This is a genomic window from Methylobacter tundripaludum (assembly GCF_002934365.1).
In the GTDB taxonomy this organism is placed as follows: Bacteria; Pseudomonadota; Gammaproteobacteria; order Methylococcales; family Methylomonadaceae; genus Methylobacter_A; species Methylobacter_A tundripaludum_A.
This window is the reverse complement of record NZ_PTIY01000002.1, coordinates 189,329-201,822: the sequence shown is the minus strand read 5'-3', so window position 1 is coordinate 201,822 and position 12,494 is coordinate 189,329. Positions and strand designations below refer to the sequence as shown.

Below are 12,494 nucleotides of genomic sequence, written 5' to 3'. Positions count from 1 at the left end.
ATATACAAAACATTTCTCCGCGCTATCCGCGCATTCTATATTTCCAACAGGTAAATCCATGTCCAATGATGTTTCAACATTTCCCTCTTTTAGTGATTTAGCCCTGATTGAACCGGTGCTAAGAGCACTGAAAGATGTCGGTTATGAAACACCCTCACCCATACAAGCACAAACCATCCCGCTCCTACTGCAAGGCAAAGACGTCCTGGGGCAAGCACAAACAGGAACCGGCAAAACCGCCGCGTTTGCATTACCCATTTTGTCACGCATCGACCTGAAGCAAAAAGACCCGCAAGTGCTGGTGCTGGCGCCAACCCGCGAACTGGCCATTCAGGTGGCGGAAGCGTTTCAACGTTATGCCGCGCATTTAAAAGGCTTCCATGTGCTGCCCATCTACGGCGGACAGGACTACAGCACCCAATTACGCCAGCTGAAGCGCGGCGCTCATGTGGTGGTCGGCACGCCTGGCCGGGTCATGGATCATATGCGTAAAGGCACGCTTAACCTGAAAGGGCTCGGCTATCTGGTTCTTGATGAAGCCGATGAAATGCTGCGCATGGGCTTTATTGACGACGTGGAATGGATTCTTGAACAAATCCCCGAACAAAGACAAATCGCGCTGTTTTCAGCGACCATGCCTACGGTGATCCGCAAGATCGCTCAGCAATACCTGCATGAACCCGAGCATGTCACCATCAAAGTCACCACCACATCGGCTGAAAACATACGCCAACGCTATTGGCTAGTCAGCGGCATACACAAACTGGACGCACTGACCCGCATCCTGGAAGTCGAAACCTTTGACGGCATGATTATCTTCGTCAGAACCAAAACCGCAACCGTTGAACTGGCGGAAAAGCTGGAAGCGCGCGGTTATTCGGCAGCCGCGATTAACGGCGACATGTCTCAAGCACTTCGGGAACGCGCTATCGCCAACCTGAAAAACGGCAAACTGGATATTTTGATAGCGACTGACGTTGCCGCGCGCGGACTGGACGTAGACCGCATCACCCACGTCGTCAACTATGACATTCCTTACGATACCGAATCCTATGTTCACCGTATCGGCAGAACAGGACGCGCGGGCCGCACCGGCGACGCCATCCTGTTTATCGCTCCCAGGGAAAGAAATCTGCTGAATAATATCGAAAGGGCGACCAAGCAAAAAGTTGAAGAAATGGGTTTGCCTTCAACGGAAGTTATTAACAATAAACGCATTTCCCGTTTCAAACAGAACATTACCGACACCCTGGCTGCGGAAGAGCTGAGCTTTTTCAGCCAATTGATAGAGCAATACCAGCAGGAACACAATGTCAGCGCGTTGGAAATAGCAGCCGCACTGGCAAAACTGGTTCAGGGCGATACGCCGCTGTTAATGCAAAACCCGCCGAAAAGATCCAAAGACAGCCGGGACGACAGGCCGTCAAGAGATAGAGACGACAGATCATCGAGATCCGACAGGCCTCAAAAAGACCGCAAACCAAAGCGCGTCTTCGAGGGCGGGGCCAATATTGAAATGGAAATGTATCGCATTGAAGTCGGTCATAACCACGGCGTAAAACCCGGTAATATCGTTGGCGCCATAGCCAATGAAACAGGCATCGACGGCGACCATATCGCCCGCATCAGAATACAAGACAACTACAGTACCGTTGAATTACCGGCGGGTATGCCGAAAGAATTATTTCAGGAACTGAAAAAAGTCAGGGTAGCCGGCCAGCAACTTAACATATCCAAAATGGATGAAAGTGCTAAAAAAGCGGCGAAAACCGACGATGACGCGAGAAAAGTGGATAAAAGCAAAAAAAGAGTAGGTTCGACATCCAGACGGGCCAAACCGAAAGCCGGCGAATAACCTACAGCTCTACTGGCCGCCTCCCCGTTATCATTCATTTCAGGAGTCCAAAGTTTGCTTTGGACTCCATCATTGATCGCATCCGCGCCGCTTGGTCGATATTAATCGATCCGCTTACTACTGATTCCAGATACAAACCCCGCCCGCTTTTTCAATCGCTTCCAGGCGCTGTTGATGGGCGTTTAATTCCTCCTCCGTGCAACGGACGACCTTTAAGGGAGGACGATCCGCCGATAAATATTTAATCCCACTGTTTACAACCACCTCTTCCGGCCTTGCCTGCCCCTCATCCAGCAACGAAGACTGTCCGCCGGTCATCAACAAAAACACATCGGCCAGAATTTCAGCATCCAGCAAAGCGCCGTGCAGCTCCCGGTGACTGTTATCGATGCTGTAGCGTTTACACAGCGCATCCAGACTGTTACGCTGCCCCGGATGTTTTTTTCTGGCGTAGGTCAGCGTATCGAATACTTTGCTGTAATCGGTGACTGTTCCTGTGCCATTATTCAACAGTGAAAATTCATAATTAATAAAGCCGACATCGAACGGCGCATTATGAATGACCAGCTCGCCCCCCTGAATAAACGCAATAAAATCCTTCACGACGCTCGCAAAGACCGGCTTATCCTCTAAAAACTCATTAGTGATGCCGTGAACCTCAATAGCGCCGTCATCAATGACGCGCTCGGGATTAATATAAGTATGAAAGCGCTTGCCCGTTAAGCGGCGATTAACCACCTCCACGCAACCTATCTCGATAATCCTGTGCCCTTCCTGCGGATTTAACCCGGTCGTTTCGGTATCGAGAACGACCAGCCGATTTGTAAATGTTCGTTTGTCCACTAGCCACCTTGAGCTTTATTAATCATCGTTTAAGTATAAATTTTTTAACCCGGCATTACTTATTAATTTTTCAAATCCAGGCACTTGAGAAGTTTGGTCACTATTCTTTAATATTTTTCTGTTAGAATTTGGTCATATCGACACGGCGGATTAAAGCCGGCAAACTCGAATAACGTTATTTTTCGGCATATTACAGAAGACATTGTTATGACTATCAAGAAAATCCAACCCGATAAAAGCAAGCTGGATAAAATCGTGACCGATGCACGGCGCAATCAGGAACTCAGGGAGCAATCTTACCGCGGACAGGCTCTTAAGTTATACCCTTGGGTCTGCGGCCGTTGCGCCCGCGAATTCGACCATAAAAACCTGACCGAATTGACCGTACACCATAAAAACCATAACCACGACGACAACCCGTCCGACGGCAGCAACTGGGAATTATTATGCCTTTATTGCCATGACAACGAACACTCAAGATACGAAGAAACCCGGTTTGGCGGCTCGGCAGCAGGCAAATCGACTGCGCCTGCCGCCACTCACAATCCATTTGCAGATCTAAAATCCCTGCTAAATAAATAAGCCGGTCGCAAAAATAAGGAGTTGCCGGAATCAAAGATTCTCAATCAATACATCCGCAAACTCGCTGCATTTGACTTCTGTAGCCCCATCCATCAGCCGGGCAAAATCATACGTCACCCGTTTACTGGAGATAGCGGCATCCATCGCATTAATGATCGCATCGGCGGCCTCGGTCCAACCCAAATAGCGCAGCATCATTTCGCCGGACAGGATTAGCGAGCCCGGATTGACCTTGTCCAGATCGGCATACTTGGGCGCCGTTCCGTGCGTAGCCTCAAACACAGCAGTACCGGTTTGATAGTTGATATTGCCGCCGGGCGCAATGCCGATACCGCCGACTTGCGCGGCCAGGGCATCGGACAAATAGTCGCCGTTCAAATTCAAGGTGGCGATCACATCGAAGTCCTCGGGCCGGGTCAAAACCTGCTGCAAGGTGATATCCGCGATCGCATCTTTAATAAAAATGCGGCCTTTTGCCAAGGCCTCGGCCTGCACCTTGTTTGCCGCCTCTACGCCGAACTCGGCGCGGGTTTTCTCCCAGTGTCCCCAGGTATAAATCTGCTCGGGATATTCGCGTTCCGCCAACTCATAAGCCCATTTACGAAACGCCCCTTCGGTGTATTTCATAATATTGCCTTTATGGACAATCGTCAGCGATTTGCGCTTATTGACGATCGCATAATCGATAGCCGAACGAACCAGACGCTCCGTGCCTTCCCGCGACACCGGTTTTACGCCTATGCCCGAAGATTCCGGGAAACGGATTTTTGCGTATTGCTTGGGAAAATTCTCTTTCAGCAGATTCAGGAAAATCTTTGCCTCATCGCCGCCCTGTTCAAACTCGATACCGGCGTAGATGTCCTCGGTATTTTCCCTGAATATGACCATATCGACAGCTCCGGGATTTTTTACCGGCGAGGGTACGCCCTTAAACCATCTGACCGGACGTAAACACACATACATATCCAGTAACTGGCGCAAAGCTACATTAAGGGAACTGATACCGCCGCCTACCGGTGTGGTTAACGGGCCTTTAATGGATACCAGATAGTTCTTGCAGGCCTCGACCGTTTCATCGGGAAGCCAGGTATCAAACAGCCGGTTAGCCTTTTCTCCTGCATACACTTCCATCCAGTGAATTTTCTTTTGCCCGGAATAGGCGCTTGCAACGGCCGCGTCCAAAACGCGGACGGCGGCGCGCCAAATATCCGGCCCTGTACCGTCGCCCTCGATAAAAGGAATAATCGGATTATCCGGCACCACAAGCTTGCCGTTTTGTACGGTAATCGCGCTGCCGTTTGGGGGTGGATTGAGCGTAAGACTAGCCATAACAACTCCTTCAAATAACATTGAGTAATGCTGCATAAGGTAGCGACGTCGAACCGCACCAACAGTAGGCGCATTAGACGACGTCTCCACGGACTTTTTTCATCATAACAAAAGCACGCCGATTTGCATCATTTAAGCTCTGCAACTGGATAAAGACCGGCCTAAAGCACTATAATTAGCTGTTTTTTTTAATTTGATGGAGAAATGAATGCACGCAGTTACGTTAATAAAAGGCGATGGTATCGGCCCATCGATAATGGATGAGGCTGTAAAAGTTATTGATGCGTCCGGCGTAAAAATTCAGTGGGAAGAAGCGTATGCCGGTTTGGCCGCTTTCGAACAGTTCGGCACACCGCTGCCGGATGAAACCATGGCGTCAATAGACAAAACCCGTCTGGCGTTTAAAGGCCCGCTGACCACGGTAGTCGGCACGGGTTTTAGAAGCATTAACGTGGCGTTGCGACAAAAATACGATCTGTACGCCAATGTCCGCCCCGCCAAAAACTGGCCGGGCGTACAAACCCGTTTCGATAATGTCGATATTGTGATCGTCAGGGAAAATACCGAAGGGCTCTACGCAGGACTCGAACATTACCTGACGCCTAAAAAAGACATCGCTGAAAGTCTGGCCGTCGTCACCCGGGCAGGATCGGAAAGGATTATCGAGTATGCCTTTAAATACGCACGGGACAACAACCGCAAAAAAGTCACCGTTTGCCATAAAGCCAATATTTTAAAATACACCCAAGGCTTGTTTCTGGATGTCGCCAGGGAAATCGCCCCGAAATATCCCGACATTCAGTTTGACGAAAAAATCATCGATGCAGCCTGCATGCACATGGTGATGGACCCGACCCAGTTTGATGTGATCGTCTGCACCAACATGTTCGGCGACATCCTGTCCGATTTGACCGCCGGTCTGGTAGGAGGACTGGGCTTGATTCCCGGCGCCAATATCGGCACCGATGCGGCATTATTCGAAGCCGTGCATGGCAGCGCACCGGACATCACCGGCAAGAACCTGGCTAATCCTACCGCCGTTATCATGGCAGGAGTCATGATGCTGCATCATCTCGGCGAACACGACGCGGCGGATAAAATCCAAACAGCCGTTGAAAAAGTAGTCAAAGAAGGCAAGTTTGTTACGCCGGACCTTAACCCGCAATCGAAATGCGGGACGGTTGAGATGGGCAATGCGATTGTTGCGGCAATGAAATAGTTACACCAGCCACTGAATGCCGAGACACCGGAACAACCAATGCTTTTCGTTGAGGTGCATGTGATATTGCACTAGAATGTTACATGTAACTCATTAGGAGGGCTTATGAAGACCAATGTAGCCACACGCGTACAAAAGCATCGCGCAGGGTTGCGAGCTTCCGGGCTGCGGCCCGTTCAGATCTGGGTGCCGGATACCCGGAGCAGCGACTTTGCGGATGAATGCCGCCGCCAGTCGCTTGCTCTACGCGGCGACTCCCAAGAAGCCGATACATTGAATTGGCTGGAGGCTTCGGCGGACACAGAGGGTTGGGAATGACGGCGGCATGGATGCAGGAGGTAGAGTAACGCATGGAGCAGTTACCGAGGCGTGGCGATCTGGTCACGATTGCTTTGCAAGGCGCTTACGGCAAGCCACGACCCGCATTGATCATTCAGTCCGACCTATTTTCAGAACATCCATCAGTGACCATCCTTCCTGTAACAAGCGATCTTCGTGGTACGCCATTATTTCGGATTCCGATTAAACCTACCGAAAAAAACGGGCTATGCAAACCATCTGAAGTTATGGTAGATAAAGCGCAAACCGTACCCCGAGAAAAAATTGGCGATGTGTTTGGACACATCACCGAAGAAGACATGTTGGCCATTAATAGGACACTGGCAGTGTTCCTAGGCGTTGTTTGATACCGTTTAAACCTTTTCCCCAGGAAATCCCCAATGCTAGAACAATACCGTAAACACGTAGCAGAACGCGCCGCCGAAGGCATAGTCCCCAAGCCGCTTGATGCAGAACAGACCGCCGCTTTGGTTGAGCTGATTAAACAACCGCCCGCAGGCGAACAGGAATTCATCCTCGACCTGCTGGCTAACCGCGTTCCCGCCGGTGTTGACGAGGCGGCTTACGTTAAAGCGGGATTCCTCGCGGCTGTCGCAAAAGGCGAAGTCAGCTCGCCTATCCTGGATGCGGCGCGCGCCACCGAACTGCTGGGCACCATGCTGGGTGGTTACAACATCGCACCGTTAATCGATTTGCTGGATAACGAAGCCTTGGCTCCGATTGCGGCCAAGGCGCTGTCCCATACCTTGTTGATATTCGACGCTTTCCACGACGTGCAGGAAAAAGCCGATGCCGGTAATCCGTTCGCCAAGCAGGTGCTTAATTCCTGGGCGGAAGCCGAATGGTTCACCAGCAAGCCCAAAGTGCCTGAAAAACTGACCGTCACCGTGTTCAAGGTAAGCGGCGAAACCAATACCGACGATCTGTCTCCGGCTCCCGATGCTTGGTCCAGACCGGACATTCCGCTGCATGCCAAAGCCATGCTGAAAATGCCGCGCGAGGGCATTACCAATGCCGAACAGCAAATCGCCGAACTCAAGCAAAAAGGCTTTCCGGTCGCTTATGTCGGCGACGTGGTCGGCACCGGGTCTTCGCGCAAATCGGCGACCAATTCGGTATTGTGGTTCATGGGCAATGATATTCCTTACATTCCCAACAAACGCGAAGGCGGGGTCTGCATCGGCGGCAAAATCGCGCCGATCTTCTTCAACACGATGGAAGACTCAGGCGCCCTGCCCTTTGAATGCGATGTCACCCAAATGGCGATGGGCGATGTGATCGACATTTACCCGTATGCAGGCGAAGTCAAAAGGCATGATAGCGGCGAACTGATCTGCAAGTTCGAACTGAAAACCGACGTGATCCTGGACGAAGTACGCGCCGGCGGCCGTATTCCGCTGATTATCGGCCGGGGTTTGACCGACCGTGCGCGAAAGGTGCTGGGCTTGCCTGCATCGATGGTTTTTTCCCGTCCGGTTGCCGCCGAAGACAGCGGCAAAGGCTTTACGCTGGCGCAAAAAATGGTAGGCCAAGCCTGCGGCGTTACGGGCGTTCGTCCCAACACGTATTGCGAACCACACATGACTACCGTGGGCTCGCAAGACACCACCGGCCCGATGACCCGCGACGAGTTGAAAGACTTGGCCTGTCTGGGTTTTTCCGCCGACTTGGTATTGCAATCGTTTTGCCATACGGCGGCGTATCCGAAGCCGATTGACGTCACCATGCAGCACACACTGCCAGATTTCATCATGAACCGCGGCGGCGTATCGCTCCGTCCCGGCGACGGCATTATCCATTCCTGGCTGAACCGGATGTTGCTGCCGGACACCGTCGGCACCGGCGGCGACTCGCACACCCGCTTCCCTATCGGCATCTCATTTCCTGCCGGTTCAGGGCTGGTCGCGTTTGCCGCCGCAACCGGCGTGATGCCGCTGGATATGCCCGAATCGGTTTTGGTTCGCTTTAAAGGCAAAATGCAGCCGGGCATTACATTGCGCGATCTGGTCAATGCAATTCCTTATGTGGCGATACAGCGCGGTTTACTGACCGTTGAAAAACAGGGCAAGAAGAACGTGTTCTCAGGCCGCATCCTGGAAATCGAAGGCCTACCGGATTTAAAAGTGGAGCAGGCTTTCGAACTATCCGACGCATCTGCGGAACGCTCCGCCGGCGGCTGTACAGTCCGCCTGAATGAAGCGCCGATCCGAGAGTACCTGAATTCCAACATCACCCTGCTGAAATGGATGATAGCCGAAGGATACGGCGATGTACGCACGATAGAGCGCCGGATCAAAGCGATGGAAGAGTGGCTGGCTAACCCGGTATTGCTGGAGCCGGACGCCGATGCGGAATACCATGAAATCATCGAAATCGACATGAGCGAAATCAAGGAACCGTTGCTGGCCTGCCCCAACGACCCTGACGACATAAAACCGCTGTCCGCCGTGGCCGGGACTAAAATCGACGAAGTGTTTTTGGGTTCCTGCATGACCAATATCGGCCATTTCCGCGCCGCCGGTAAATTGCTGGAAAAGCAAAAAGGCGAATTGCCGACCCGTTTGTGGGTTGCCCCGCCGACCAAAATGGATCAAACCCAATTGACCGAGGAAGGCTATTACAGCACCTTCGGCAAAGCCGGAGCGCGCACCGAAATGCCGGGGTGTTCGTTATGCATGGGCAATCAGGCGCGGGTCGCTGAAAATTCCACCGTAGTTTCCACATCGACGCGAAACTTCCCGAATCGCCTGGGCAATGGCGCTAACGTGTACCTGTCATCGGCCGAACTGGCGGCGGTGTGTTCGATCCTGGGCAAGATTCCGACTTTCGACGAATATATGCACTATGCAAGTCAGATCAACGAAACAGCCGAGGATACTTACCGTTACCTGAACTTTGATCAAATGGATAGTTATCGGAAGAAGGCTGGCGGAGGCTAACAAAGTTCTTCTCGTTCCCACGCGTTGTGTGGGAACGCCTTACTGGACGCGTTGCGTCCCGTGCTTGTACTGGCTACGTTATCAGACGTTGCGCCTAACCCCGTGGCGCAGCGCGCCTTAACTGCATTCCCACGCAGCGCGTGGGAACGAGGTAACACCCACTTATGCTAAAAAAGCTTTTCCACCAGACACCCGCTGAACAATCCAAGAACCAATCAGGCTTACTGGAAAAGCAATACAATGCTCTAGTCACGCAAGGCCACATCCAACACGAACCCGCGCAAATCACCGCCCTGCAACACCTGCAAACCTTGCTCGACAACTTAAGCGCTGCTGTCGAGTACAATCAAAAATCAAGCCTGCATAAACTACTCTTACCCCCACCTGCCAACTACAAGAGTCTGTATATCTTCGGCAACGTAGGCCGCGGCAAATCCATGTTGATGGATTTGTTTTTTGAAACCTGCCCGATCTCCCAAAAACGTCGGGTACATTTTCATGCCTTCATGCTGGAAGTCCACGCTTTCATCCACCAATGGCGCAAGCAACACAATACCGACGCCATTTCCGCCTTGGCAAAGCATATTAGGGAATCCGAACTGCTGCTTTGCTTCGACGAGTTTCATGTGTCCGACATCACCGATGCGATGCTTTTGGTGCGGCTGTTCCGCAGGCTGTTTGAACTGGGCATCGTCGTCGTAATCACCTCCAACTGTCATCCCAACGAACTCTATCATGACGGCCTGCAACGGGAGCTGTTCCTGCCTTTTGTCGGACTCCTGCAAGAAAAAGCCAAGGTCATCGAGCTGGTTGCAGACCAGGATTACCGGCTCAGCCATCTACACGCGCTAAAGACGACTTATTATTATCCGCTGGATGAACAGGCCGCAAAATTCGTGCGCCAAAGCTATAACGAATTAACCCATTTCGCCCCGCTGAAACCGGGCGTTGTGGAGGTATTAGGCAGAAAGGTGATGCTGTCTGCGGTGTACGGCAATGTCGCCCTGACTTCCTTTGACGAGCTGTGCATGCACGCCTTAGGCCCCGCCGACTACCTGGAAATCGGCAACCGCTTCGACATCGTGATCCTGGCTGACATTCCCAAACTGACCATCGAAAAATGCAACGAAGCCAAACGCTTCGTCACGCTGATCGATGCGCTGTACGAGCATAAAGTAAAACTGATCTGCACCGCCGAAGTGCCAGCTCAGGAACTTTACACATCCGGCGAAGGCTCGTTTGAATTCGAACGGACGGTGTCGAGATTGATTGATATGCAGTCGGAGAGTTATTTGTGTATTGAGCATGCCAGTCGCTGATAGCGGCTGTTATTTTGAGACATTGAATTCCGGCATAAATAGATTGCCATCAATATTGAATAACCGTAGAGTGCCCCTAACAAATTTACAGTGTGGCTTTATGCACTGATATTTTGATTTTGAATGTATACACCGATATGGTGTCTGCTTATATATTAAGTTTCTAGGATGGATATGAGCCCAGAACAAGAAAAATTAATTAGAAAGTGGAGAGCAAGAAGTAAACGCTCTCAAATTGCTCACCATGATTCCGCTATATGGGCACAAAGGTTTCACTTCTGCTTAGGTATTCCTTTGGTGATTGCGAGTACTGTTTCAGCGGCATTAATTTATGCCACGCTTTCAGTTGAGTATAAATGGGTCACCAGCGTGGTTAGTTTATGTGCAGTTATACTTGCCTCTCTTCAAACGTTTTTATCGTTTAGTGAAAAATCATCTTCACATAGAAATGCTGCTTGTAGGTATAGAGACCTAAAAGAAGATTTAGAATTAGTACTACTTCAACCACTGGAAGATAATGATCTAGATAAATGGCTTAAAGATATGAAAGAAAAACGGTCTAACGTGTCCGCTATATCACCTTCTGTATATGGTTGGTCATGGAGGTCAGCTAAAAAAGAAACTCAAGAAGAAAATGACAATAATAGTGTTAGGAATTGAAACTTAACAATGCCGCTTGGTGAAATCGTCTACCGCGCTATTTCATTACACTAAGCTCTACAGTAACGCGGTAAGATGTTATTCGTGGTAGCTAAGGCTGATGATATGGACTCCTCATGCCCCTGATAGAACTCTATCGGGCATGCTGTTTATGCCCAACATTCAAGACTACTATCATATTTTCTCGACCATATAGTTTTTAATGAATAATAAATCTAAAAAATCAATTGCCACGCTATTTAAATACCGAAGTATGTCCGGTGATAGTTTTAGGCATACCCAAGATATATTTTTAAGGAATAGGATATATCTTGGTGACCATACCACATTAAATGATCCTACAGAGGGATTTTATCGAGATGAATCCAAGTTGGTTGAATCAAATAACGGCTTCTACTACGCAGAGGATTCTCCATTGCTTTCACCTGCTAGAGCAGCAAAAATAACCTGCTTTAGCGAAGACCCAAGAATAACTCTAATGTGGTCTCACTATTCAAATTATCACAGAGGAATATGTCTAGGATTTAGGAGAAAAAAGCTAGAGGAAGTTTCCAAATTATACAAAGTAAAGTATAACCAGCGCGTTCCAACAACACCCCAAAATGCCACATTACTTGAAAAATCAATTAAGGGGTTTCAAACAAAAAGCAAAGAGTGGGAGTATGAAAAAGAGTGGAGAATAATTAGTTTTGAGGAAAGCAGCTTTATAAGCCTTCCACCAAACTCAATATCTCATGTTATATATGGAGTCAATACTCCTATCGAAGATATTGAGTGGGTACAGGACTGGATAAAAATAACCGGTATAACAATAAAGAGGAAAAAAGTAGTTTTTAGTGGTCATGCAGCAAAAATGTACATGTCTGAATTTGATGAGTAGCCAAGCGAATCTGAGCAAGTAGCCTGGATGAAGCCTGCGGAATCCAGGACTTTGTGACTCCGACTATCCTGTGTTCCGCTACCAAGCGGGGCGGGGTTTGCAACCCCGCTCCTAACGTTTCTTCGGTGCCTGAGCTAACTAAAACGTTTCGGGCGGGGCAACATGCCCCGACCGGCTTTCCAATTCAACTTTCCGGCCACTCCCTGATCTTTCCGCATTAAATGGATAGCAAGCAAGTAGCCTGGATGAAAGCTGTAAGGCGGATTCGCCGCTAGGCAATCCGCCACAACTTCGACTGGCTGTAATCAACATTGTGCGATATTGGCGGTTTGCGCTGGTTCCCAAGCTCCGGCTTGGGAACCAGCGAACGAGCGAAAAGTCACCGCCCGCAAAATATCTTATTGAAAATAAAATTATCAATCCTTAACCGTGAACAGCGCCGCAGAGCGCCGAACCAACAATATAATTAGGAAAATAACCGATAAAGCCCTATCCTGTTCGGCTTTTTGACCATCACAAACTTCACCGC

The 12,494-nt window shown here is 50.0% G+C and carries 11 protein-coding genes; 9 read left to right on the top strand and 2 right to left on the bottom strand.

Annotated elements, in window-relative coordinates; translation table 11 throughout:
* Window positions 1-58 precede the first annotated feature (58 nt).
* Window positions 59-1,855, top strand: coding sequence for a DEAD/DEAH box helicase (locus B0F88_RS02995; RefSeq protein ID WP_104422463.1), 1,797 nt, complete (start codon window positions 59-61; stop codon window positions 1,853-1,855).
* A gap of 117 nt (window positions 1,856-1,972) precedes the next feature.
* Here the strand turns inward: B0F88_RS02995 and dnaQ are convergent, their stop codons facing one another.
* Entirely contained in the window at window positions 1,973-2,698 is a 726-nt protein-coding gene (dnaQ, locus tag B0F88_RS02990; RefSeq protein ID WP_104422462.1) for a DNA polymerase III subunit epsilon, read from the bottom strand.
* Between the two features lie 207 nt (window positions 2,699-2,905).
* Here dnaQ and B0F88_RS02985 point away from each other — a divergent pair, with 207 nt between their 5' ends.
* Entirely contained in the window at window positions 2,906-3,280 is a 375-nt protein-coding gene (locus tag B0F88_RS02985) for a YajD family HNH nuclease (protein WP_104422461.1), read from the top strand.
* 30 nt (window positions 3,281-3,310) lie between these two features.
* Here B0F88_RS02985 and icd read toward each other — a convergent pair whose 3' ends face one another.
* Window positions 3,311-4,609 carry an NADP-dependent isocitrate dehydrogenase gene (gene icd, locus B0F88_RS02980; protein WP_104422664.1) on the bottom strand — a complete coding sequence of 433 codons (1,299 nt, stop codon included), beginning with the start codon at window positions 4,607-4,609 and terminating at the stop codon, window positions 3,311-3,313.
* 208 nt (window positions 4,610-4,817) lie between these two features.
* Here icd and B0F88_RS02975 point away from each other — a divergent pair, with 208 nt between their 5' ends.
* The 7 genes from B0F88_RS02975 (at window position 4,818) to B0F88_RS02950 (ending at window position 11,965) form a co-directional block, all read left to right on the top strand.
* Window positions 4,818-5,828 carry an isocitrate/isopropylmalate dehydrogenase family protein gene (locus tag B0F88_RS02975; RefSeq protein WP_104422460.1) on the top strand — a complete coding sequence of 337 codons (1,011 nt, stop codon included), beginning with the start codon at window positions 4,818-4,820 and terminating at the stop codon, window positions 5,826-5,828.
* 105 nt (window positions 5,829-5,933) lie between these two features.
* Window positions 5,934-6,146: an antitoxin MazE family protein gene (locus B0F88_RS19895; RefSeq protein ID WP_104422459.1), complete on the top strand. Its 213-nt coding sequence runs from the start codon at window positions 5,934-5,936 to the stop codon at window positions 6,144-6,146.
* A gap of 32 nt (window positions 6,147-6,178) precedes the next feature.
* The gene (locus B0F88_RS02965) at window positions 6,179-6,514 is read left to right on the top strand and encodes a type II toxin-antitoxin system PemK/MazF family toxin (RefSeq protein ID WP_104422458.1); all 336 of its coding nucleotides are present in this window, start codon (window positions 6,179-6,181) and stop codon (window positions 6,512-6,514) included.
* Between the two features lie 33 nt (window positions 6,515-6,547).
* The gene (acnB, locus tag B0F88_RS02960; protein ID WP_104422457.1) at window positions 6,548-9,106 is read left to right on the top strand and encodes a bifunctional aconitate hydratase 2/2-methylisocitrate dehydratase; all 2,559 of its coding nucleotides are present in this window, start codon (window positions 6,548-6,550) and stop codon (window positions 9,104-9,106) included.
* Between the two features lie 164 nt (window positions 9,107-9,270).
* Window positions 9,271-10,425 carry a cell division protein ZapE gene (gene zapE / locus B0F88_RS02955; protein ID WP_104422456.1) on the top strand — a complete coding sequence of 385 codons (1,155 nt, stop codon included), beginning with the start codon at window positions 9,271-9,273 and terminating at the stop codon, window positions 10,423-10,425.
* Window positions 10,426-10,599: 174 nt separating this feature from the next.
* Entirely contained in the window at window positions 10,600-11,085 is a 486-nt protein-coding gene (locus B0F88_RS19160) for an SLATT domain-containing protein (protein WP_181049826.1), read from the top strand.
* 202 nt (window positions 11,086-11,287) lie between these two features.
* On the top strand, window positions 11,288-11,965 hold the full coding sequence (locus tag B0F88_RS02950; RefSeq protein WP_104422455.1) for a DUF2971 domain-containing protein: 678 nt from the start codon (window positions 11,288-11,290) through the stop codon (window positions 11,963-11,965).
* The last annotated feature ends 529 nt before the right edge of the window (window positions 11,966-12,494 follow it).